At 64.4% G+C, this 23,473-nt stretch carries 23 protein-coding genes; 19 read left to right on the top strand and 4 right to left on the bottom strand.

The features are described from left to right. The first annotated feature begins 6 nt into the window (after positions 1–6). Genes nuoF through LB518_RS02245 form a run of 14 tightly spaced genes read left to right on the top strand, consistent with a single transcriptional unit; the run spans position 7 to position 14,577 of the window. Positions 7–1,314: an NADH-quinone oxidoreductase subunit NuoF gene (gene nuoF / locus LB518_RS02180; protein ID WP_073051144.1), complete on the top strand. Its 1,308-nt coding sequence runs from the start codon at positions 7–9 to the stop codon at positions 1,312–1,314. Positions 1,315–1,318: 4 nt separating this feature from the next. After that, positions 1,319–1,654 carry a pentapeptide repeat-containing protein gene (locus LB518_RS02185; RefSeq protein WP_224572502.1) on the top strand — a complete coding sequence of 112 codons (336 nt, stop codon included), beginning with the start codon at positions 1,319–1,321 and terminating at the stop codon, positions 1,652–1,654. Beyond that, positions 1,654–3,747 (top strand): NADH-quinone oxidoreductase subunit NuoG, encoded by a 2,094-nt coding sequence (gene nuoG / locus LB518_RS02190; protein ID WP_224572504.1) that lies wholly within the window; start codon positions 1,654–1,656, stop codon positions 3,745–3,747. The genes LB518_RS02185 and nuoG overlap by 1 nt, the downstream gene beginning before the upstream one ends. A gap of 7 nt (positions 3,748–3,754) precedes the next feature. Then, positions 3,755–4,801, top strand: coding sequence for an NADH-quinone oxidoreductase subunit NuoH (gene nuoH / locus LB518_RS02195; RefSeq protein ID WP_224572506.1), 1,047 nt, complete (start codon positions 3,755–3,757; stop codon positions 4,799–4,801). After that, on the top strand, positions 4,801–5,289 hold the full coding sequence (gene nuoI / locus LB518_RS02200; protein WP_224572507.1) for an NADH-quinone oxidoreductase subunit NuoI: 489 nt from the start codon (positions 4,801–4,803) through the stop codon (positions 5,287–5,289). Before nuoH ends, nuoI begins: the two co-directional genes overlap by 1 nt. A 6-nt stretch (positions 5,290–5,295) precedes the next feature. Then, positions 5,296–5,904, top strand: a complete 609-nt coding sequence (locus LB518_RS02205; protein WP_224572509.1) for an NADH-quinone oxidoreductase subunit J — start codon at positions 5,296–5,298, stop codon at positions 5,902–5,904. 20 nt (positions 5,905–5,924) lie between these two features. Beyond that, positions 5,925–6,233: an NADH-quinone oxidoreductase subunit NuoK gene (nuoK, locus tag LB518_RS02210; RefSeq protein WP_073051129.1), complete on the top strand. Its 309-nt coding sequence runs from the start codon at positions 5,925–5,927 to the stop codon at positions 6,231–6,233. 7 nt (positions 6,234–6,240) lie between these two features. Further along, positions 6,241–8,322, top strand: a complete 2,082-nt coding sequence (gene nuoL / locus LB518_RS02215; protein ID WP_224572511.1) for an NADH-quinone oxidoreductase subunit L — start codon at positions 6,241–6,243, stop codon at positions 8,320–8,322. Positions 8,323–8,335: 13 nt separating this feature from the next. Further along, positions 8,336–9,847, top strand: a complete 1,512-nt coding sequence (locus tag LB518_RS02220) for an NADH-quinone oxidoreductase subunit M (protein WP_224572513.1) — start codon at positions 8,336–8,338, stop codon at positions 9,845–9,847. 58 nt (positions 9,848–9,905) lie between these two features. Further along, positions 9,906–11,342: an NADH-quinone oxidoreductase subunit NuoN gene (nuoN, locus tag LB518_RS02225; protein ID WP_224572515.1), complete on the top strand. Its 1,437-nt coding sequence runs from the start codon at positions 9,906–9,908 to the stop codon at positions 11,340–11,342. Position 11,343: 1 nt separating this feature from the next. Continuing rightward, positions 11,344–12,180: a biotin--[acetyl-CoA-carboxylase] ligase gene (locus LB518_RS02230; RefSeq protein WP_224572517.1), complete on the top strand. Its 837-nt coding sequence runs from the start codon at positions 11,344–11,346 to the stop codon at positions 12,178–12,180. Beyond that, entirely contained in the window at positions 12,177–13,856 is a 1,680-nt protein-coding gene (locus tag LB518_RS02235; protein WP_224572519.1) for a ribonuclease J, read from the top strand. The genes LB518_RS02230 and LB518_RS02235 overlap by 4 nt, the downstream gene beginning before the upstream one ends. Positions 13,857–13,904: 48 nt before the next feature. Beyond that, on the top strand, positions 13,905–14,309 hold the full coding sequence (gene mce, locus LB518_RS02240) for a methylmalonyl-CoA epimerase (RefSeq protein ID WP_224572521.1): 405 nt from the start codon (positions 13,905–13,907) through the stop codon (positions 14,307–14,309). A 4-nt stretch (positions 14,310–14,313) separates the two neighbouring features. Further along, positions 14,314–14,577: a DUF1467 family protein gene (locus LB518_RS02245; protein WP_224572523.1), complete on the top strand. Its 264-nt coding sequence runs from the start codon at positions 14,314–14,316 to the stop codon at positions 14,575–14,577. A 9-nt stretch (positions 14,578–14,586) separates the two neighbouring features. On the opposite strand, the gene LB518_RS02250 is transcribed toward LB518_RS02245, so the two are convergent. Then, positions 14,587–16,071 (bottom strand): glycosyltransferase, encoded by a 1,485-nt coding sequence (locus LB518_RS02250; protein ID WP_224572525.1) that lies wholly within the window; start codon positions 16,069–16,071, stop codon positions 14,587–14,589. Positions 16,072–16,326: 255 nt separating this feature from the next. Here LB518_RS02250 and LB518_RS02255 point away from each other — a divergent pair, with 255 nt between their 5' ends. After that, the gene (locus LB518_RS02255) at positions 16,327–17,190 is read left to right on the top strand and encodes a DUF6502 family protein (RefSeq protein ID WP_224572527.1); all 864 of its coding nucleotides are present in this window, start codon (positions 16,327–16,329) and stop codon (positions 17,188–17,190) included. Beyond that, positions 17,187–18,281, top strand: a complete 1,095-nt coding sequence (locus LB518_RS02260; RefSeq protein WP_224572529.1) for a DUF5666 domain-containing protein — start codon at positions 17,187–17,189, stop codon at positions 18,279–18,281. The genes LB518_RS02255 and LB518_RS02260 overlap by 4 nt, the downstream gene beginning before the upstream one ends. Before the next feature lie 3 nt (positions 18,282–18,284). Here the strand turns inward: LB518_RS02260 and LB518_RS02265 are convergent, their stop codons facing one another. Then, positions 18,285–18,758 (bottom strand): L,D-transpeptidase, encoded by a 474-nt coding sequence (locus LB518_RS02265; protein ID WP_224572531.1) that lies wholly within the window; start codon positions 18,756–18,758, stop codon positions 18,285–18,287. 137 nt (positions 18,759–18,895) lie between these two features. Next, positions 18,896–19,339, bottom strand: a complete 444-nt coding sequence (locus LB518_RS02270; RefSeq protein WP_224572533.1) for a L,D-transpeptidase — start codon at positions 19,337–19,339, stop codon at positions 18,896–18,898. 228 nt (positions 19,340–19,567) lie between these two features. Between LB518_RS02270 and panB the strand changes: the two genes are divergently transcribed. From panB to der, 3 genes are all read left to right on the top strand, one after another. Further along, the gene (panB, locus tag LB518_RS02275; RefSeq protein WP_224572535.1) at positions 19,568–20,386 is read left to right on the top strand and encodes a 3-methyl-2-oxobutanoate hydroxymethyltransferase; all 819 of its coding nucleotides are present in this window, start codon (positions 19,568–19,570) and stop codon (positions 20,384–20,386) included. 96 nt (positions 20,387–20,482) lie between these two features. Continuing rightward, entirely contained in the window at positions 20,483–21,160 is a 678-nt protein-coding gene (locus LB518_RS02280) for a tetratricopeptide repeat protein (RefSeq protein WP_224572536.1), read from the top strand. 122 nt (positions 21,161–21,282) lie between these two features. Beyond that, on the top strand, positions 21,283–22,686 hold the full coding sequence (gene der, locus LB518_RS02285) for a ribosome biogenesis GTPase Der (protein WP_224572538.1): 1,404 nt from the start codon (positions 21,283–21,285) through the stop codon (positions 22,684–22,686). A 15-nt stretch (positions 22,687–22,701) separates the two neighbouring features. Here the strand turns inward: der and LB518_RS02290 are convergent, their stop codons facing one another. Further along, positions 22,702–23,400: a Crp/Fnr family transcriptional regulator gene (locus tag LB518_RS02290; RefSeq protein ID WP_224572540.1), complete on the bottom strand. Its 699-nt coding sequence runs from the start codon at positions 23,398–23,400 to the stop codon at positions 22,702–22,704. Positions 23,401–23,473 lie beyond the last annotated feature (73 nt).

The following is a 23,473-nucleotide window of genomic DNA, read 5'->3' on the forward strand; positions in this document are numbered from 1 at the left end:
CGGACCATGCTGGCTGACAAGGACCGCATCTTTACGAACATCTACGGCGCCAAGGATTGGGGCCTTCAGGGCGCGCTGAAGCGCGGCTCATGGGATGGCACCAAGACCATTTTGGAAGCCGGCCGCGACTGGATCGTCGACCAGATGAAGGCCTCGGGCCTCCGCGGTCGCGGCGGCGCGGGCTTCTCGACCGGCCTCAAATGGTCGTTCATGCCGAAGGTCAATGATGGCCGCCCGCACTATCTCGTCATCAATGCCGACGAGTCGGAGCCGGGCACCTGCAAGGATCGCGAGATCCTGCGCCATGATCCGCATCATCTCGTCGAGGGCGCGCTGATCGCCTCCTTCGCGATGGGTGCCCATGTCGCCTACATCTATGTCCGCGGCGAGTTCATCCGCGAGCGTGAGCATCTGCAGGCGGCGATCGATCAGGCCTATGAGGCACGCCTCATCGGCAAGAACAATGTCCATGGCTGGGACATGGACATCTATGTCGCCCACGGCGCCGGCGCTTATATCTGCGGCGAGGAAACCGCGCTGCTGGAGAGCCTCGAGGGCAAGAAGGGCCAGCCGCGCCTGAAGCCGCCATTCCCGGCCAATGTCGGCCTCTATGGCTGCCCGACCACGGTCAACAATGTCGAGAGCATCGCGGTTGCGCCGACCATTCTTCGGCGCGGTGCGGCGTGGTTTTCCTCGATCGGCCGGCCCAACAATGTCGGCACCAAGCTGTTCGGCATTTCCGGCCATGTGAACACGCCCTGCATCGTCGAAGAGGCGATGGGCATTCCCTTCCGCGAGCTGATCGAGAAGCATGGCGGCGGCGTCCGCGGCGGCTGGGACAATCTCCTCGCGATCATCCCCGGCGGCGCATCCTGCCCGATCATTCCGGCCAAGGATTGCGAAGAGCTGATCATGGATTTCGACGGCACCCGCGCGGTGAAGTCGAGCTTCGGCACGGCCGGCGTCCTCGTCATGGACAAGTCGACCGACGTGATCCGCGCGATCGCCCGCATCTCGGCCTTCTTCAAGCATGAGAGCTGCGGCCAGTGCACGCCCTGCCGCGAGGGCACGGGCTGGATGTGGCGCGTGCTTGATCGCATGGCGCGCGGCGAGGCCGAGAAGCGCGAGATCGACATGCTGCTGCAGGTCACGACCCAGATCGAGGGTCACACGATCTGCGCGCTCGGCGATGCGGCCGCCTGGCCGGTGCAAGGTCTGATCCGTCATTTCCGTCCGCTCATCGAAGAGCGGATTGATCTCTATTCGGCCAATCCGAAGCCGATCGAGCGCGAGATGATGGAAGCGGCGGAGTAGGGGGATGAGGCTCGACGGCGTCATCGAGAAGTTGGAGGTCAACAGGTCGACCCTTGCGGGTTCGAACTTTGTCGACGTCAATCTTTCGGGCGCCTCGTTCGATGATGTGAACATGTCGGGCTGGACGGCGAAGAACGTCAACCTGGCGGGTTTCTCCGTCGAAGACGCGAATATTTCGGGAGCGCGCATCACCGACGTGAATCTGTCGGGCGCGAGGCTGTCGAAGGTCAATCTGATGGGCGTATCGATCGAGGGCTGCCTGATTGAAGGCGCCAGGGTCGACGGGGTCCTGATATCCGAATTGCAGGCCGCCTATCATGCGGCGCAAGAGGCGAAGTAATGGCCAAGATCATCGTTGACGGCATCGAAGTGGACGTCCCGCCGGACTACACGCTGCTGCAGGCCGCGGAAGCGGCCGGCGCGGAAGTGCCGCGCTTCTGCTTCCACGAACGGCTGTCGATCGCCGGCAATTGCCGCATGTGCCTTGTCGAGGTGAAGGGCGGCCCGCCGAAGCCGACGGCTTCCTGCGCCATGAATGTCCGCGATCTCCGGCCCGGGCCGAATGGCGAGCCGCCGGTCATGCTCACCAAGTCGCCGATGGTGAAGAAGGCGCGCGAAGGCGTGATGGAGTTCCTGCTGATCAACCACCCGCTCGATTGCCCGATCTGCGATCAGGGTGGCGAGTGCGATCTGCAGGACCAGGCCATGGCCTATGGCGTCGACAAGAACCGCTTCGCCGAGAACAAGCGCGCCGTCGAGGACAAATATATCGGCCCGCTCGTGAAGACGTCGATGAACCGCTGCATCCATTGCACGCGCTGCGTCCGTTTCACGACCGAAGTCGCGGGCATCTCCGAGATGGGCCTGATTGGCCGCGGCGAGGACGCCGAGATCACTACCTATCTCGAAAAGGCGCTTTCGTCGGAACTGCAGGGCAATGTCATCGACCTCTGCCCGGTCGGCGCGCTGACCTCGAAGCCCTATGCCTTCCACGCCCGTCCGTGGGAACTGGTCAAGACCGAGGCGATCGACGTCATGGACGCCGTCGGCTCGAACATCCGCGTCGATGTGCGCGGCCGCGAAGTGATGCGCATCCTGCCGCGTCTCAACGAGTCTGTGAACGAGGAGTGGATTTCCGACAAGTCGCGTTTCGTCTGGGACGGCCTGCGTACGCAGCGTCTCGATCGGCCCTACCTCCGCGTCGGCGGCAAGCTGCGCCCTGCCTCATGGGGCGAGGCGTTCGCCGCGATCGCCGGCAAGGTCAAGGCGACGGCGGGCAATCGCATCGGCGCCATCGGCGGCGATCTCGCTTCGGTGGAGGATCTCTTCGCGCTGAAGCAGCTGCTCGTCTCGCTCGGCTCCGGCAATTTCGACATCCGCCAGGATGGCGCCGCGCTCGACCCGTCGAATGGCCGGGCGAGCTATGTCTTCAATCCGACCATCGCCGGCATCGAGCAGGCCGACCTGATCCTCATCGTCGGCGCCAATCCGCGCCGCGAGGCCTCGGTGCTGAACGCGCGCATTCGCAAGCGCTGGCGTGCTGGCGGCGTTCGCATCGGCGTCATTGGCGAGCAGGCCGACCTGACCTACCCCTATGAATATCTCGGCGCCGGCACCGATACGCTCACCGAAATCGCGGCGGGTCGTCTCGCTTTTGGCGTAGCGCTCGCCAAGGCCAAGCGGCCGATCGTCATCGTCGGGCAGGGCGCGCTCGCGGGAGCGGCCGGCGCCGGCGTGCTCGCAACTGCCGCTGCCATCGCAACGGCCGAAGGCCGTGACGAAGGCTGGAACGGTCTTGCGGTTCTTCATACAGCGGCCTCGCGCGTCGGCGGCCTCGATGTCGGCTTCGTGCCAGCGTCGGGCGGGCTCGACACGGCGGGCATGGTCAAGGCGGCGGGGGCAGGGGATCTCGACGTTCTTTTCCTGCTTGGCGCCGACGAGATCGATACCGAAGCGCTCGGCGCTGCGTTCGTGGTCTATATCGGCACGCATGGCGATCAGGGCGCACACCGCGCCGACGTCATCCTGCCGGCGGCTGCCTATACCGAGAAGTCGGGCACCTATGTAAACACCGAGGGCCGCGTCCAGCTCTCCAACCGCGCCTCGTTCCCGCCGGGAGATGCGCGCGAGGATTGGGCGATCCTGCGGGCGCTGTCGGATGTTGTCGGCCACAGGCTGCCTTATGACTCGCTCGCCGAACTGCGCCGCGTCCTCTATGCGGCCTATCCGCATCTTCAGATGATCGATCATGTCGAGCCCGTTGGGCTCGGCGATGTCGCGGCGCTGGCCAGTTTGGCTGGCAGCCTCGCCAGCACGGCGTTCAGGAATCCGATCGCCGATTTCTACCTGACCAATCCGATTGCCCGCGCATCCGCCGTGATGGCGGAATGTTCCGCGCTGGCGGCCGGCCTGGTCGCGGCGGCAGCGGAGTGAGGGGCGCATGAACGGTTTCGTCGACAGCTACCTGATCCCGGGTGCCATTCTCATCGGCCAGAGCCTTCTGGTTCTGGTGCTGCTGCTGGTCTCGATCGCCTTCATCCTGCTGGCCGATCGCAAGATCTGGGCTGCAGTGCAGATGCGCCGTGGACCGAATGTCGTGGGCCCGTTCGGCCTGCTGCAATCCTTCGCCGATCTGCTGAAGTTCGTATTCAAGGAGCCGGTGATCCCGTCCAGCTCCAACAAGGGTATCTTCCTTCTGGCGCCGCTCGTCACTGTGACGCTGGCGCTGGCTGGATGGGCGGTGATCCCGTTCAATGCAGGCTGGGTGATCGCCAACATCAATGTCGGCATCCTCTATCTGCTCGCGATCTCCTCGCTCGGTGTCTATGGCATCATCATGGGCGGCTGGGCGTCGAACTCGAAATATCCGTTCCTGTCTTCGCTGCGTGCCGCCGCGCAGATGGTTTCCTATGAGGTCTCGATCGGCTTTGTGCTGGTCGGCGTGCTGCTCTGCGTCGGCTCGCTCAACATCTCCGATGTCGTGCTGTCGCAGCAGACGGGTTTGGGCACCAAGCTCGGCCTTCCCGGCAGCTTCCTCGACTGGCACTTCGTGCCGCTGTTCCCGCTGTTCATCATCTTCTTCATCTCGGCACTGGCCGAGACGAACCGCCCGCCTTTCGACCTCGTCGAGGCCGAGTCCGAGCTCGTTGCCGGCTTCATGTCGGAATACGGCTCGACGCCGTACATGATGTTCATGCTCGGCGAATATGCGTCGATCTGCCTGATGTGCGCGATGACGACGATCTTGTTCCTCGGGGGCTGGCTGCCGCCGTTCAACTTCGTGCCGTTCACGTGGGTGCCCGGCATCATCTGGTTCGTCCTCAAGGCACTGCTCTGCTTCTTCATGTTCGCGATGGTCAAGGCCTTCGTCCCGCGCTATCGCTACGACCAACTGATGCGCCTCGGCTGGAAGGTGTTCCTGCCGATCTCGCTGGGCATGGTCGTCGTGGTCGCCGCCGTTCTTCAGATCATGGGATGGGCTCCCTAATGCGCCTCGACCAGACTGCGAAATCCCTCTTCCTGACCGAGTTCGTCTCGGCGTTCTTCCTGGCGATGCGCTATTTCTTCGAGCCGAAGAAGACGCTGAACTATCCCTATGAGAAGGGTGCGATCAGCCCGCGCTTCCGCGGCGAGCATGCGCTGCGCCGCTATCCGAACGGCGAGGAGCGTTGCATCGCCTGCAAGCTGTGCGAGGCAATCTGCCCCGCGCAGGCGATCACGATCGAAGCCGGCCCGCGTCGCAATGACGGCACGCGCCGCACCACCCGTTACGACATCGACATGGTGAAGTGCATCTATTGCGGCTTCTGCCAGGAAGCCTGCCCGGTCGACGCCATCGTCGAGGGTCCGAACTTCGAGTTCGCGACCGAGACCCGCGAGGAGCTTTACTATGACAAGGAGAAGCTGCTTGCGAATGGCGATCGCTGGGAACGGGAAATCGCCCAGAACATCAGCATCGACGCGCCGTATCGGTGAGCGATCATGATCATTCACACCCTTTTCTTCTACCTGTTCTCGGCGATCACAATCGCTTCCGGCCTGATGGTCGTATCGGCGAGGAACCCCGTCCATTCGGTCCTGTTCCTGATCCTCGCCTTCTTTAACGCCGCGGGCCTTTTCGTCCTGCTCGGCGCCGAATTCCTCGCCATGCTGCTGGTCGTGGTCTATGTCGGCGCGGTGGCGGTGCTGTTCCTTTTCGTCGTGATGATGCTGGACGTCGATTTCGTCGAGCTGCGCCAGGGCTTCCTGCAATATCTGCCGGTTGGCGCGTTGGTCGGCATCGTGCTGCTGGCGGAACTGCTGATCGGCCTCTCGGGCTGGACCTTCGCGCCTGAAGCCATCGCGACCGCGACATCGCCGATCCCCAATCCGGCTGAGGTCTCGAACACCGCGGCGATCGGCCATCTGCTGTACACGCATTACATCTTCTTCTTCCAAGTCGCGGGCTTCGTGCTGCTCGTCGCGATGATCGGCGCGATCGTGCTGACGCTGCGCCACAAGCCGAACGTCAAGCGCCAGGTCATCGCCGACCAGGTGTCGCGGTCGCAGAAGGTGGACATGCATGCGGTCAAGCCCGGCCAGGGCGTCTAGAGAGGGAACGGATCACAATCATGGAGATCGGTCTCCCCCACTATCTGGCGGTCGCGGCGATCCTGTTCACGATCGGCGTGTTCGGCATCTTCATCAACCGCAAGAACGTCATCGTCATCCTGATGTCCATCGAGCTGATCCTGCTCGCCGTGAACATCAATTTCGTGGCGTTTTCCTCGTTCCTCGGCGATCTCGTCGGCCAGATCTTCGCGCTGTTCGTGCTGACCGTCGCTGCCGCTGAAGCAGCGATCGGCCTCGCCATCCTCGTGGTCTACTTCCGCAATCGTGGTTCGATCGCGGTCGAAGACATCAATCTGATGAAGGGCTGAGGCTCCGATGTATTCCGCGATCGTCTTCCTTCCACTCATCGGCGCCATCATCGCCGGCGTGATCGCGCTTTCGGGCAGCTACCGCGCCGCGATGGTCGGCGCGCCGGCCGAGGGCAGCGACGCTGGCCACCATGATCATGCCGCCCTCGCACATGACGACCATGGCCACGATGCGCACGCGCATGACGATCACGGCCATGGTCATGACGATCATGCGCCAGCGGCGCCCGGCTCGCGTCCGGCCGAGATCATCACGACCGGTTTCCTGTTCATTTCGGCCATTCTCGCCTGGATCGCATTCCTGACGGTGACCGCGCCGAGCGGCGAGCCTGTCTTTGTGAACGTGCTGCCCTGGGTGACTTCCGGCACGCTCTCCTTCAACTGGGCGTTCCGCATCGACACGCTCACCTCGGTGATGCTCATTCTGGTGACGACGGTCTCCTCGCTCGTCCACCTCTATTCATGGGCCTATATGGCCCATGACGAGCACCGACCGCGCTTCTTCGCCTATCTGTCGCTGTTCACCTTCGCCATGCTGATGCTGGTGACCTCCGACAACCTCGTGCAGATGTTCTTCGGTTGGGAAGGCGTGGGCCTCGCCTCCTATCTGCTCATCGGTTTCTGGTTCAAGCGCCCGTCGGCCAATGCCGCTGCGATCAAGGCCTTCGTGGTCAATCGCGTCGGCGATTTCGGCTTCGCGCTCGGCATTTTCGGCATCTTCGTCCTCTTCAACTCGGTCGATTTCCAGACGATCTTCGCCAATGCGGGCGGAGCCGTCGGCACGAAGCTGCATTTCCTGTCCTGGGATTTCGACGCTCTGACCACCGTCTGCTTGCTGCTGTTCGTCGGTGCCATGGGCAAGTCGGCGCAGTTTCTGCTGCACACCTGGCTGCCGGACGCGATGGAAGGCCCGACCCCGGTCTCGGCGCTGATCCATGCCGCCACCATGGTGACGGCTGGCGTCTTCATGGTCGCGCGCATGTCGCCGCTGTTCGGCCTGTCGGAAACGGCGCTGACAGTTGTCACGTTCTTCGGCGCGACGACGTGCTTCTTCGCGGCGACGATCGGACTGGTCCAGAACGACATCAAGCGCGTGATCGCCTATTCGACCTGCTCGCAGCTCGGCTACATGTTTGTCGGCCTCGGCACGGGTGCGTTCGCGACCGGCATCTTCCATCTCCTGACGCACGGCTTCTTCAAGGCGCTCCTGTTCCTCTGCGCCGGCTCGGTGATCCATGCGGTCAGCGGCGAGCAGGACATGCGCAAGATGGGCGGCCTTCGCAAGCACCTGCCGATCACTTACTGGGCGATGATCGCCGGCACGCTCGCGATCACAGGCTTCCCATTCACGGCCGGCTACTTCTCGAAGGACGCCATCATCGAGGCGGCCTATGTCGCAGAGAACCCGCTCGCCGGCTATGCCTGGTTCCTGACGGTCGCGGCGGCGCTGCTGACGTCGTTCTATTCATGGCGTCTGATCTTCATGACCTTCCACGGCAAGCCGCGCGCTTCGGAAGAGGTCATGGCCCATGTGCATGAATCGCCGAAGTCGATGACGATACCGTTGATCGTGCTGTCGCTCGGCGCGCTGTTCGCTGGCATGATCTTCGAGAACCGGTTCATCGGCGAAGGCTATGCCGAGTTCTGGAAGAGCGCGCTGTTCACCAATCCGGACAATCATGTCCTCCATGCCATGCATGAGATGTCGGAATGGGTGAAACTCGCGCCGACCCTGATGATGGTGATCGGCTTCGCGCTCACCTACTGGTTCTATATCCGCTCGCCCGAGGTGCCGAAGCGCCTCGCCGAGGAGCAGCCGCTGCTTTACCGGTTCCTGCTCAACAAGTGGTATTTCGACGAGCTCTACGATTTCCTGTTCGTCCGCCCGGCGAAGTGGCTCGGCCGCTTCCTCTGGAAGAAGGGCGATGGCTGGCTGATCGACGGCTTCGGTCCGGACGGTATTTCCGCCCGCGTCGTGGACGTCACCAAGCGCGTCGTCCGTCTCGAGACCGGCTACGTCTACCACTATGCCTTTGCCATGCTGATCGGCGTCTCGGCGCTTGTCACATGGATGATGTTCGCGCGCTGAGGATTTGACCTAAATGACCGACTGGCCGATCCTTTCGACCGTAACCTTCCTGCCGACGGTCGGCGCGCTGCTGCTGCTGACCATCCGCGGCGACGACGCGGCTGCGCGGCGCAACATCTATTGGATCGCGCTCTGGACGACGATCATCACCTTCGTGATCTCGCTCCTGATCTGGAAGGATTTCGACAACACCAGCGCCGGCTTCCAGTTCGTCGAGCAGGCCGGTTGGCTTGGCGGCAGCATCCGCTATTCGATGGGCGTCGACGGCATCTCGATGCTGTTCGTCATTCTGACCACCTTCCTGATGCCGGCTTGCATCATTGCGTCGAAGTTCTCGGTCCAGAAGCGTTTCCGCGAATACATGATCGCGTTCCTGCTGCTCGAAACGCTGATGATCGGCGTGTTCTGCGCGACCGATCTGGTGCTGTTCTACGTATTCTTCGAAGCCGGCCTCATTCCGATGTTCCTGATCATCGGGATCTGGGGCGGGCCGCGCCGCGTCTATGCGGCGTTCAAGTTCTTCCTCTATACGCTCGCGGGTTCGGTGCTGATGCTCCTCGCCATTATGGCGATGTACTGGCAGGCGGGCACGACCGACATCCCGACGCTGCTGAACCACCAGTTCCCGGCCTCGATGCAGACCTGGCTATGGCTTGCCTTCTTCGCGTCCTTTGCGGTGAAGATGCCGATGTGGCCGGTTCATACCTGGCTGCCAGACGCGCATGTGGAAGCGCCGACCGCCGGTTCTGTGATCCTGGCCGGCGTGCTGCTGAAGATGGGCGGCTACGGCTTCCTGCGCTTCTCGCTGCCGATGTTCCCGCTCGCTTCGGCCGATTTCGCACCCTTCATCTATACGCTCTCCGTCGTCGCCATCATCTACACCTCGCTGGTGGCGCTGATGCAGGAGGACATGAAGAAGCTGATCGCCTATTCGTCCGTCGCCCATATGGGCTATGTGACGATGGGCATCTTCACGATGAACCCGCAGGGCGTCGAGGGCGCGATCTTCCAGATGCTGTCACACGGCATCGTGGCGAGCGCGCTGTTCCTCTGCGTCGGCGTCATCTACGACCGGATGCATACCCGCGAGATCAGCGCCTATGGCGGCCTCGTCAACCGCATGCCGTTCTATGCGGCCGTGTTCCTGCTCTTCACGATGGCGAATGTCGGTCTGCCCGGCACCTCGGCGTTCGTCGGTGAGTTCCTGACACTGCTCGGCGCCTTCCGCAGCAACACCTGGGTCGCCTTCTTCGCGACCACCGGCGTCATCCTGTCGGCGTCCTATGCGCTGTGGCTCTATCGCCGCGTGATGCTCGGGCCGCTCGACAAGCCGGCGCTCATGTCGATCTTCGACCTGTCGCGCCGGGAGTTGACGATCCTGGTGCCGCTGGTGGTGCTCACGATCTTCTTCGGCGTGTACCCGACGCCCATCTTCCACGTGACGTCGGCTTCGGTCGACAATCTCATCACCAACTACCAGGCGGCCCTCTCGGCTGCAGGCAAGCTCGCCGTCGCGGCCAAGTGAAACTGATGACAAAGACCGCCCCCATGACGAACCGAGTGACGAACCAGGACGCACTATGATGGAACTCGCGCCTCTGCCCGTCCTCTCGCCCGTGCTGCCGGAGCTCATCCTGGCGATCGGTGCGCTCGTGCTCCTGATGATCGGCGTCTTCAAGGGCGAGCGCGGCACCGCGCTCGTGACGTCGCTGTCGGTGGTCGTGGTCGTCATTGCCGGCCTCGCGCTTCTGTTCATGACGCCGGATGGCGTCACGTTCTCCGGCGCCTTTGTGCTCGATCCCTTTGCGCGCTTCATGAAGGTGCTGTCGCTGATCGGCGCCGGCTTCGCGATCCTTATGTCGGCGGATTATGCGCGCCGCGAGAGCTTCGACCGGTTCGAATATCCCGTGCTGATCGTCATCGCGACGCTCGGCATGATGCTGATGATCTCGGCGAGCGACCTGATCTCGCTCTATCTCGGCCTCGAGCTGCAGTCGCTGGCGCTCTATGTGGTCACCGCGATCAACCGGGACTCGGAGAAGTCGTCCGAGGCCGGCCTCAAGTATTTCGTCCTCGGCGCGCTCTCCTCGGGCATCCTGCTCTACGGCGCCTCGCTGGTGTACGGCTTCACCGGCCATACCGATTTTGCCGGCATCGCGGCGGCGCTTTCGGGCGGGCCGGCTTCGGTTGGGCTCGTATTCGGCATTGTCTTCGTGATTGCGGGCATTGCCTTCAAGGTTTCGGCGGTGCCGTTCCACATGTGGACGCCCGACGTCTATGAAGGCGCGCCGACCCCGGTCACCGCCTTCCTGGCCGCGGCGCCCAAGGCCGCTGCGATGGCCATGTTCGTCCGCGTGCTCGCCGGCGCCTTCGGCCCGGCAGTGGCCGACTGGCAGCAGGTCATCACCTTCGTCGCACTCGCTTCGATGCTGCTCGGTGCCTTCGCGGCAATCGGACAGCGTAACATCAAGCGCCTGATGGCCTATTCGTCGATTGGCCATATGGGCTTTGCGCTGGTCGGCCTCGCGGCTGGCACGCAGGCGGGCGTCCAGGGCGTCATCGTCTATATGGCGATCTACGTCGCCATGACGCTCGGTGTGTTTGCCGTCATTCTCTTCATGCGCCGCCGGGGCAGCGCGGTCGAGGAGATCAGCGATCTCGCCGGCCTGTCGCGCACCCATCCGGTCATCGCGTTCATCTTCGCGATGCTGATGTTCTCGCTCGCCGGCATCCCGCCGCTCGCCGGGTTCTTCGCCAAGTTCTACGTCTTCTTGGCGGCGATCGAGGCGCATCTCTACATGCTGTCGATCGTCGGTGTGCTTTCCAGCGTCGTCGGCGCTTTCTACTACCTCCGCCTCGTCAAGGTGATGTATTTCGACGAGCCGGCCGGTGCCTTCGAGCCGATGTCGGGTTCGCTCCGGGTCGTTCTCGGTCTCTCGGGCGCCTTCGTCATCCTCTATGTGGTCTTCGCCGGCCCGCTCGGCCAGGCGGCTGCTGCTGCCGCCAAGACCTTCTTCTGACGTGGAATTCGCGCTCGGACCCTCGGCACTGTCGGCCGGCTATCGGCTCACCGCCTATCCCGCGATCGGCTCCACCAATCAGGAGGCGATCCTTGCCGCGCGCGCCGGTGATCCGGGCGCGCATTGGTTCGTCACCGCCGAACAGACGGCCGGTCGCGGCCGGCGCGGTCGGGCCTGGGTTGCCCCTGTCGGCAATCTCGCCGCAACGCTCCTGATCGTCACGCCGCACGACCCGGCGACCGCGGCGACGCTCGGCTTCGTGGCCGGTCTCGCGCTCGACGAGGCGCTTCGGGCCGTAGCACCCGACCTCGCTGTCCGTATCGGGCTCGACGCCTTCGACGGTGTCGGCGCGCCCGGCCGGGCCGATCGGCTGCGCCTCAAATGGCCGAACGACGTGCTCCTCGACGGTGGCAAACTGGCGGGCATCGGCCTTGAGGCGGAGCGCCTCGATGGTGGCCAACTGGCAGTCGCGATCGGTATCGGCGTCAACGTCGTAGCGGCGCCCGAGGGCTTGCCCTATCCCGCGACGTCGCTGGCGATGCTGGGACTGCGCATCGCGTCGCCAGCCGTGTTCATTGCATTATCGAACGCCTTTGCCGGGCTCATCCGTATCTGGGACGGTGGACGCGGCTTCCCAGTGATCCGCAAGCTCTGGCTCGAACGCGCCGCCGGGCTTGGCGAGCCGGTCGCGGTACGGGTCGGCGAGGATGTCTTCTCCGGCGCCTTCGAGACGATCGACGAGCAGGGCCGTCTCGTGGTCCGCTCGGCGAGCGGTCTTTCGCGGACCATTGCCGCCGGTGAAGTGCATTTCGGCGCAGTCGCCACGGTGCGCGCATGAAGGCCGCGCGCTCGAAGACTGATGAGTTCGTCTTCCTGCCGCTCGGCGGCGTCGGCGAGATCGGCATGAACCTCGCCGTCTATGGGCTCGGGCCGACGGATGCGCGCACATGGCTGGCGGTCGACTTCGGTGTCGCCTTTGCGGGTCCGGATCTGCCGGGCGTCGATCTGATCTTCCCCGATATCGCCTATCTCGAGGAAGAGCGGACCAATCTCGCCGGCATCGTGATCACGCATGCGCATGAGGATCATTTCGGCGCGCTGCTCGATCTGTGGCCGCGGCTGCGGGTTCCCGTCTATGCGAGCCCCTTCACCGCAGGGCTTCTGGCCGCGAAGCGGGCAGGGCACCCGGGCTCACCCGAAATCCCCGTCACGATCGTACGACCGGGCGAGCGGCGCAGCATCGGTCCGTTCGACGTCGAGTTCATTGCGGTCGCCCATTCGATCCTCGAGCCGATGGCGCTGGCGATCCGCACACCGCTCGGCACGGTCATCCATACCGGTGACTGGAAGCTCGACCCCGAACCGGTGATCGGCCCCGTCACGGACGCGGCCCGACTTTCGGCGATCGGCGACGAGGGCGTGCTCGCGCTTGTCTGCGATTCGACCAATGCCCTGCGCGAGGGGCGCAGCCCCAGCGAGACGGAAGTCGCGCGCGAATTGGCCAAGCTCGTCTCCGAGGCGGAAGGGCGTGTCTTCTTCACGACCTTCGCCTCGAACATCGCTCGTATCCGCTCGATCGCGCTCGCGGCGCTGGCAGCCGAGCGGCAGGTGGTCCTTGTCGGCAGGGCGTTGCATCGCGCCTGCCAGGTTGCGCATGAACTCGGCTATCTCGAAGGCCTGCCGCCATTCCTCGACGAGGAATCCTATGGCTATCTGCCGCGCTCCAAAGTCGTGGCCATCGTGACCGGCAGCCAGGGCGAGCCGCGCGCCGCGCTGGCGCGCATCGCCGCTGACGATCATAAATTCATCGGCCTTTCGCCTGGAGATACCGTGGTCTTTTCGGCCCGCCCGATTCCGGGCAACGAGAAGGCGATCAACGGCATCATCAACCAGCTCGCCTCCGACGACGTAATCGTCGTGACGGATCGCGACCGCCTCGTGCATGTGTCCGGCCATCCGCGCCGCGACGAGTTGGCCGAGATGTATCGCTGGACGCGTCCGCAAATCGCGATCCCGGTGCATGGCGAGCCGATGCATCTCGCGGCCCATGCCCGCTTTGCCAAGGAACAGGGCGTGCCGCGCGTCATCGAGATCGAGGACGGCGTCATGGTCCGCCTTGCGCCCGGTCCTGCCGGAGCGATCGACGATGTCGCGGTCGGCCGGCTCTACAAGGATGGCAGCATCACCGCCGATCTCGATGGCGTCGGCGTGCCGGATCGCAAGAAGCTGGCCTTTGCAGGCCATGTGGCGGTGTCGGTCGTGCTCGACAGCAAGGGCGGGCTCGCCAGCGAACCGGAGGTCGGGCTTGTCGGCCTCCCGCTCATCGGCCCGACCGGCGAGCCGTTCGAGGCAACGGTGATGAGCGCTGTGCTCGGCACGATCGAGAGCATTCCGCGGGCGCGGCGGCGCGATGTCGAACTGGTGCGCGACGCGCTTCGGCGGGCGGTGCGGGCTGCCGTCCGCGACATCTGGGGCAAAAAGCCCGTTTGCACGATCTTCGTCGCAGCCGTATGACGCTCGGCTGATGGCCGCCGCAACGGCGGCCGCGACAAGGAGCAAGCCATGATCGGGCGGCTCAATCATGTGGCGATCGCGGTTCCAGATCTCGGCGCCGCCGTTGCCATCTATCGGGACACGCTCGGTGCGCGCGTCTCGGCGCCGCAAGACCTGCCGGAACATGGCGTGACGACCGTGTTTGTCGAATTGCCGAATACCAAGATCGAACTGCTCGCTCCCTTGGGCGAGGGATCGCCGATCGCGGCGTTCCTGAAGCGCGTTCCGGAGGGCGGGGTGCATCATCTCTGTTTCGAGGTCGATGACATCGCCGCCGCGGCTGCCCGGCTGACAGCGGAAGGCGCCCGCATTCTTGGGGATGGCCGGCCGCGCATCGGGGCGCATGGCAAGCCGGTGCTGTTCCTGCATCCCAAGGATTTCATCGGCACGCTGCTCGAACTCGAGGAGGCTTGAGACGATGCGTATCTACAGCCTGATTGCGATCTATTTCATCATCTGGTGGCTGGTGATCTTCACCATCCTGCCGTTTGGCATCCGGACGCAGGAGGAGGAAGGCGAGGTAACGCTCGGCACGACGCCGAGCGCTCCCTGGAAGCCGATGCTGGTTCGTAAGGCGATCATCACGTCGATCGTCAGCGCCATCCTGATGGTTGGCCTCTGGTATGCGTACAATGTTCTCGGATGGACGCCCGAACGGCTCAGCAACATGTTCGGCGCCTGAGCCGATCGGTCAGATGCCGGCGAGCCGGGCATTTTCGTGGCTAGGCTGCTGCCCCCGCCAGGGGGCGAGACGCGGCAGCGCCTGCTTCAGGCCGGTGGGTTCGGCCCTCACGCCTTCGCTGCCGCGCTCGCTTTCCTCATCGGCCACCAGCGACAGCACGCGGCTGCTGAAGCGGGTTTCCGAAATCGGCTTGTATCCCATCATGATCCGCGTGGTGAGTTCCTGCAGCCATTCCGGCTCGAGGACGGCGCGCGTCACCGCAGCGGCCCAGCCTTCGACATCGCCGCTTTCGATGACCGGCATCAGGCCCTGAGTGGCTTCGGCCAGTGAGGGCGTGTCGGAAATGAGGACGGGCAGGCCGAAATCGAGACATTCGGCGGCGCCGAGCCCCCAGCCTTCGGCCAGCGACGGATAGAGGCCGAAATCGGCATGTGCATAGAGCCAGCCGAGCTGTGCGTCGCTCATGTCCTGGAGCAGCACAAGGTGGCTCTGGAGTTCCGGATGGGCGGCGATATAGGCCTCGACCTCATCGTTCATCCAGCCCCAACGGCCGCAGAAGACGAGTTTCGGCAGCCTCTCGCCGAGGAGCGGGATCAACCGCGCCCATGTCTTTAGAAGCATGATGTGGTTCTTGCGGATCTCGATCGTCGAGCAATAGAGCGCGAAGCGCTGGCCCGCGAGTGCGCCGACGGGATCGAGCGCCTTCTGCTTCAGCCCCTCCTTGAGAAAGGAGCCGAGCCGCGACACGGCGACTTCCGGCGGCCGATCCATCTCATGCTTCGCGGCATAGCCTCGTGCCGCTTCCGCGGTGTGAGCCGAAACCGTGATGATGCGGTCGCAGTGCGCGAACATCCATTCGACGTCGCGCTCGAAATTGCGGGCATGGCTGCGGTCGACGAGATCGGGATGCTCAAGCGGGATCAGGTCGTGGAGCACCGTTGCGAGGCTCGCTGCGATGCCGTACCGGCGTTCGCTGTTGGCAAGGCTGTGGAGTCCCGCGGTTGAAATGAAACAGTTCGCGCCCGGATCGGCGAGCGGATCGGGCTCGGGCAGGCGCTTCGCCGGCCGGCCGGCAACCAGCTTGGCGGCGCGGATGAACGTCTTTGCCGTCTGATAGCCGAGGCCGCGGCGATCGTTGCGCCCGGAAATATAGGATGCCGAGACGCGATCGAACTCCTTGCCGGAATTCATCGCCCCGGAGCGGATCGCTTTCATGACCATTTCGATGCGCTTCGACAGGGTCTCACCGGCACCTGACTCGATCGCCGACACGCGGCCCTCGACCAGATCGCCGAGATAGGCCAGTTCGCGCCGATCGAGGAAACGGGCCTCGCCATTGCGATTGATCATGAAGAAGCGGGCCTCGCGCGACTTTTCGGAACGGCCGCTGCGCATGGCCTGACGAACGATCGCCGTTTCAACGCGCGGAATGCCCACCGGGGGATGGGGACCCCAGCGCAGGGGCACAGTCGCGTCGATATAGAGCTTGTCCAAAGCCGTCACTCCGAAAGTGTTCGCGTCAGGCTCGGCGCAGTCCCATGCGTCAGCCATTGCTGGACTGATACGTGGGAAATTTTCCCACGTCAATTGGTTTCGATGGGATTGTGGGAATTTATCACACAGTCTATAGGAGGGGCACTGGTGCGCAGCCGTGTCGCCCGTAGACAGCGAGCGGAGACTTCGCCCATGCCAGGGACAATTGTCGGAACAGGGATTGTCTCCCGGCCACGGCTCGATAGGAATGATCGGATGACGGAAGAGGATCGGACAGGTCTCGATGCGGGGCGGCTGCAAGCGCCACTTGCGCGCTTGCTGCGTCCGCTCGTCCGCCTCGCCATCCGCAGCGGGCTGACCTTTCCGGCGCTGGTCGATCTCCTGCGCGAGCTTTACGTCAATGTCGCCGAGAACGATTTTGCACTGACGTCGAAAAGCCAGACCGACAGCCGTGTCAGCCTTCTCACCGGTATCCACCGCAAGGAAGTCAGCCGGCTGCGTGGCGCTGGCGCGCCGGTGAATGTCGTTCCGGTCTCGATCTCGCGTACCAGCCGCATATTGGCGCGCTGGCTTGCCGACAGCGATTTTTCAGATGGGGCCGGGCGGCCCCGTCCGCTGCCCCGCACGGGCAGCGATGTCGAGCCATCCTTCGACCGGCTGGTCGAGTCGGTGACGCGCGATGTCCGGCCGCGTGTGGTGCTCGACGAATGGCTCGATCGCGGCCTCGTCACTCGTGATGCCGACGATCGAATCCTGCTCGCCGAGCAGGCCTTCATCCCCAAGAGCGGCAGCGACCAGCAGCTCTATTATCTTGGCCGCAACCTGCATGACCACATCGCGGCGGCCGTTGCCAATGTCGAGGGTGAGCGCCCACGCTTTCTCGAACGCGCGGTTCACTATGACGGATTGACACGACCGATCGCCGAAATGCTCGAACAGCGTTCGCGCGAGATCGCGATGGAGGCGCTGACAACGGCCAATCGCGAGGCGCATACGGCGACGGAAGGCGTCGCGGATGGCGGATGGCGATGGAATTTCGGCGTCTATGTCTATTCCGAGCGTGTCGGGGGCGATAATGATGGGCCTGCCGGGCAGGATGAAGGGGAGGGCACGAAATGAGTCGGCCACTCGTCCTCTCGCGCCGCGGACTGCTCCTCGGGCTGGCTGGTTTCGTCGGCATGCGTGCCCTGCCAGGGCTCGCCGATGAAACGCCGCCATCCGATCGCGGCATCGGCGGAACCGGCATATCCTCGCAGACTGAATCGATCGGCTTCTTCGGTTCGATCCAGCGCTTCGGCAGCATCTTCGTCAACGGCGACCGCATCGCCTATGCCGACGATGTCGCCGTGACCATCGACGGACGGCGCAGCCGGCCGGTCGACATGCGGATCGGCCAGGTCGTCAGCGCGGTGGCGCACAAGCGCGATGGAACGCTGCAGACGGACCATATCGACATCCTGAGCGAGGTCGTCGGTCCGGTCGAGGCGCTCGACGGTGAAAGCATGATCGTGCTCGGGCAGCGGGTTTCCCTCGGCACGACCGGGAGCCAGGACTTTGTGCTCGGCCAGCGCGTGGCCGTGAGCGGGCTGCGCCGGCCGGATGAAACCATCATTGCCCGCCTTGTCGAGCCCGCCGGCGGTCGTCCCGATCAGGTCGTGGGGACTGGCACCTATCGAGGCTGGACGCTCTACATCGGCGGGCTGTCCCTCTTCGGCCCCGACGCGCGCTATGACGGCCGCCGTGTCGTCGTGCGGGGCAACCGCACATTGCGCGGATTGATGGTTCGAAGCATCGCGCTAGCCGGGCTCCCCGATGGCCCCGGCGTCACGCGGCTGTCGATCGAGGCTTACGTCTCACGCAATGGCAGCGAACTGCAGACCGGATCCGGCTTCGTCGTGAATGATTCGTCCGGAAGCGTTGCCACCATGGCCCCTGGCCAGCCCGCTATCCTCAATATCGATCTCGGCAGCGCATCTGGCGGCCGCCTGGGCAACATCCGCAGCGGCGCCGGCGGCGGTGATGGCGGCGGCCTGACGCTCCGCGAGGGCGTGATCGGCCGGATGCAGGACCAGTCTGCGGGGCAGGTGTCACAGCAGCAGATGGCGACGCCCGACGGCAGCACAGGCATCGGCCGCGGCGTGCTCGGCCTGGCACCGGGCGCCCTTGGCGACCGGTGGCGTGGCGGTGGCGGCGGCCCCGGCGGTCCGTAAAGTCTATTTTTCGACGATGATCGCCGTGCGTTCCATGCCGATATCGGCGACGGCGCGGAAGAACACGGCCGCATTCTGCGGGTCGAGCCGTACGCAGCCATGCGAAGCCGGGCTGCCGAGACGCTTCAGCTCCGTCGTGCCATGGACGGCGATGCCATCATTGAAGAACACCGAATAGGGCATCGGGGCGTTCTCGTATTTCGTCGAGTGGTGCAGCTCGTCGATATAGTCGGGTCGGAACTGGCCCGGCGGGGTTTCGAAACCCTTGCGCCCCGTCGAAATCTTCCAGCTATAGGTTTCCTTCTTGCCATCGCCGCGCTTGATCACGACCTGCATCCGCTGCTCGGCGATAGAGACCTTGGCATAGACACTGGCGGGGCCGGGAAACAGCACATTGGCCGAGGCAGGAGCGGCAAACGCTGCGAGGACGGCGGCTGAGGCGGTGAGGCGGGCGGCAAACGAAAAGCGGACGGTCATGGGGATGTGAAGGCCGGCTGAGAGGTTGAGATGAGGACCTTGCGCCACGCTCGGCCCAGTTCGAGAAGTTCTAGGCGAAGCAACCCGGCGTGGTCAGTGACAATCGTCACAATTCCCGCCGTTCTGCTTCGATTTTCCTAACGTGTGATCACAATGCGCACATTCCCCATGCCCTGATCGGACACCAGGCTGTAGAGCGTGCGCGCATTGTCGGGATGAAGGCGGATGCAGCCATGCGAGGCTGGCCGGCCGAGCGCCTTCAGATGTGACGTGCCATGCACGGCATAGCCGCCGAGGAAGAAGATCGAACTCGGCATCGGCGCGTTGTCGTATTTCCTCGAATACCACATCCGATGCATGCGGGTCGGCCGGAACGAGCCGGTCGGCGTGCGATAGCCGGCGCGCGCCGTAGAGACGGCCCAGTCATAGCGCGGAATGCCGTCGACATAGACGACCATGGCCTGGGACGCGAGGCTGACCTGCGCGACGACCTCGGCGCGTGCGAGCGAAGGCAAGAGAAAGACGGCGAGGAAGACCCCGACGATAGCGGGAAGAGTCGAACGCCTGAAAGACATGCGCATGAAAGTAAACGCTCGCTCGGCTTGTACGATGAGCGCAGACGTTGCACGAAAATGTTGAATAACTCGTAAGGAAGCCCGGGTATCCGCGGGGTGGGGCAAGGTTTTCGGGCTGCCATCGGCTGCGCTGGAGGCATGGCAGCCTGCACAAGAAAACGCTTCGGCTTGGCCGCCTTTCACCCTACTTAAGGCGCAACAAGATCGCGGCACCGCCGCACCGGGAGAACGCTGATGTCCGTCGAGGTCAATACCCGCCGCCTGACGGCGATCGATATCCGGGGCCGCAAGGGCGGTGAACCGATCGTCTCGCTCACCGCCTATCACGCCCATACCGCATCGATCATCGATCGCTTCGTCGATTTCATGCTGGTCGGTGATTCGCTCGGCATGGTGATGCACGGGCTCGAGACCACTGTTCCGGTAACGCTCGACATGATGATCCTGCAGGGGCAGGCGGTCATGCGCGGCTCGAAGCGGGCGCTCGTCGTCGTCGACCTGCCATTCGGCTCCTATGAGGAGAGCCCGGCTGTGGCCTTCCGCTCGGCGGCGCGCATCATGAAGGAAACCGGCTGCGGCGCGGTCAAGATGGAGGGCGGGCGCCACATGGCGGAGACCGTGCGCTTTCTCGTCGAGCGCGGCGTGCCGGTGATGGGCCATGTCGGGCTGACGCCGCAGTCGATCAACACGATGGGCGGCTTCAAGGTTCAGGGTCGCAGCGAGGAGAGCGCTGCGGCGGTTCTGGCCGATGCGGATGCGATCGCGGCGGCCGGCGCCTTCTCGATGGTCGTCGAGGGCGTGGTCGAACCGCTCGCCCGCGAAATCACGACGCGCGTTCCGATCCCGACCATCGGTATTGGCGCGTCATCCGCTTGCGACGGGCAGATTCTCGTGCTGGAGGATATGCTCGGCCTTTCGCCGCGCGTACCGAAATTCGTCAAGCGCTATGGGGCGCTCGGGGCGCTCATCGAAGAATCGGTGGCCGCCTATGCCGAGGAAGTGCGCGCGCGTTCCTTCCCCGGCGAAGACAATGTCTATCAGCCGAAGCGCTGAGAAAGCCGCCGGATTCATCGCGGAATCCGGCCATTTGCCAGCCGGTAGGCGCTTCTATATGGTGCCGGCCGCTGACCGGCGACCGGACGGGGAACGATGACCGATATCTTTCATGAAGTCGAAGAGGATCTGCGCAGGGAGCAGGCGAAGCGCCTCTGGCGTCGCTTTGGACCCTATGTCCTCATCGTCGCGGTCCTGATCGTCGTCGGGACGGCCGGCTGGCGCGGCTGGCTCTATTGGCGTGAGCAGCAGGCTGCCGCGACGGGTGATCGCTTCGTCGCCGCGCTGCAACTCGCCGAGGACGGCAAGAAGGACGAGGCGCTCAAGGCGCTGCAGGACCTCTCGCAGACCGGCACTGGTGGCTACCCCGTCCTCGCGCAGTTCCGCGCCGCGGCCGAGATGGCGGGCACCGGTAAGACCGACGATGCCGTCAAGGCCTTCGACACGATCGCTTCGAACGGCTCGACGCCTCCGCTCTTGAAGGCGATGGCGCGCCTCCGCGCCGCCATGCTGCTGGTCGATACCGTCGATCTCGCGGGCATGAAGACGCGTCTCGACGATCTCGCCGCGACCGGCGGACCCTGGCGCAACTCGGCGCGCGAACTGCTCGGCCTCACGGCTTGGCGGGTTGGCGATCTCGAGGCGGCACGCGGCTATTTCACCGAAATCTCGGATGATCCGACGGCGCCGCAGTCGACCAAGGCCCGCGCCAATCTCATGCTGGAGTTGATCCGCTCCAAGGTCGGCGACGTCAAGGCGCCCGCCAAGACGTGATCGACTGAGGACGACCCGGCGCAGCTTCGCGTAGGGCGAGGCTGGCGTTGCCGGCTTGGCCGGCGGCGCGGCGGCGGGCTATGATGATCGGGAACGCCCGGTCCAACCGGAAGCACGAGATCATGTCCTTCACCGCCGCCATTATCGGCCGTCCCAATGTCGGCAAGTCGACGCTCTTCAACCGGCTTGTTGGCTCGAAGATCGCCCTTGTCGACGATACCCCTGGCGTCACCCGCGACCGCCGTCCGGGTGAGGCGAGGATCGGCGATCTCAATTTCACGATCATCGACACCGCCGGCCTCGAAGAAGCCGATCCCGCCAGCCTCGAGGGCCGCATGCGCGCCCAGACTGAAGCGGCGATTGCCGAGGCGGATGTCTCGCTGTTCCTGATCGACGCGCGCGTCGGCGTGACGCCGGTTGACGAGCATTTCGCCGATCTGCTGCGCCGCGTCGGCAAGCCGGTCGTGCTCATCGCCAACAAGGCTGAGGGCAAGGTCGGCGAGGACGGCGTCATGGAGGCCTACAGCCTCGGCTTCGGCGAGCCGGTGGCCATCTCGGCCGAGCATGGCCAGGGCATGGCCGATCTCTTCAATGCGCTCCTGCCGTTCGAAATCCGAGAGGAAGAAACGGACGAACAAGAGGGCGAGGACGAGGTCCTGATCGGCCCCGACGGCGAAGAGATCTTCCCGGAGATCGATCCCGCCAAGCCAATCAAGGTCGCCATCGTCGGCCGCCCCAATGCCGGAAAGTCGACGCTGATCAATACGATGCTCGGCGAGGAGCGACTGCTCACAGGCCCCGAAGCCGGCATCACCCGCGATTCGATTTCCGTCGACTGGGTCTGGCGCGACCGCCGCATCAACCTCTTCGACACGGCCGGCATGCGCAAGAAGGCGCGCGTCGAACAGAAGCTCGAGAAGCTCTCGGTCGGTGATGCGCTGCGCTCGATCCGCTTCGCGGAAGTCGTCGTGCTGATGCTCGACGCGACCATGCCGTTCGAGAAGCAGGACCTGCAGATCGCCGATCTCGTGGCCCGCGAGGGCAGGGCGCTCGTGATCGCACTCAACAAGTGGGATCTGATCGAGGATCGCCAAAAGGCGATGGCGGAGCTGCGCGAGATGGCCGAGCGGCTGCTGCCGCAGGTGCGCGGCGTTCCGCTGGTGCCGCTCTCCGGCCTGACAGGCTCGGGTATCGACAAGCTGATGACCGAGCTCATGAAGGTCTATGCGACGTGGAACAAGCGCGTTCCGACCGCGGCGCTCAACAAATGGCTGGCCGGCGTGCTGGAGCATCATCCGCCGCCAGCCGTCTCCGGCCGCCGCATCAAGCTGCGCTACATGACGCAGCACAAGGCGCGTCCGCCTACTTTCGTCGCCTTCTGCTCGCGCCCCGAAGCGCTGCCAGAGGCCTATACCCGTTATCTGATCAATGGTCTCCGCGAAGCCTTCGACCTGAAGGCCGTGCCGCTGCGCCTCGTGATGCGCAAGGGCGAAAATCCCTATGACGACAAGGACAAGCGCCGCTGATCGAGGCGCTACGGCTCAAACATGTGTGAGCAAGGCGCGCAGTCGGTCCGGCTCGCGCAGGATGACGCGGCGATAGGCCAGCTCGACGAGCTTGGCCTCGTTGAGCTCGTGCAGGATGGCAGCCACAGTGGTGCGGGCGAGATTGGCCATCGCTGCCAGATCTTCATGGCTGAGATCGATCGGCGGTGGCACGGGGTCCAGACCCGGAGCCAGGCGGCAGCCGCCCAGTCGCAGCAGCGTCGCGATCATCCGGCGCCGGTCGTCGCGGATCATCAGATCGTTCAGCGCGGTCATCGCGGTGCTGACATGATCGAAGGTCAGGCGCGCGACCGCCTTCCAACCGATCGGCTGGCTCTCCAGGATCGACAGGATCGCCGGCAGCGGCAGCAGCAGAACCTCGCTGAGACGCCCCGCCGAGAGACCCACGACGCGCGGCCCCCGCGAAATCAGCGGGCCTTCACCGATCCAGATGCCTGGCTGCATGATATGGGCGAAGAACGGACCATCCTCGGCTGAGGCGACGCTGACACGGACGCTGCCCGAGATCAGGCAGTAGATGCCGCCGGGTCCGTCGCCGACCGAATAGATGACCTGAGACGGGTCGAACCGCTGCAGCACGCAGCGCTCGATCACGGCGGAGCGAAAGCTCTCAGGCGCTTCACGAAGCCAGGTATCGCGTATCGCGATCTCGCGCGCGGCCTCGATCGACGTCATCGATTTTCCTCGCATTGTCCGTCGGCGGACAGTCTCCCACCGTCCGCCATGTTAGGCAACGGCGAGGGCGGAC

The sequence above is a fragment of the Mesorhizobium sp. BR1-1-16 genome, from assembly GCF_020165495.1.
In the GTDB taxonomy this organism is placed as follows: Bacteria; Pseudomonadota; Alphaproteobacteria; order Rhizobiales; family Kaistiaceae; genus Kaistia.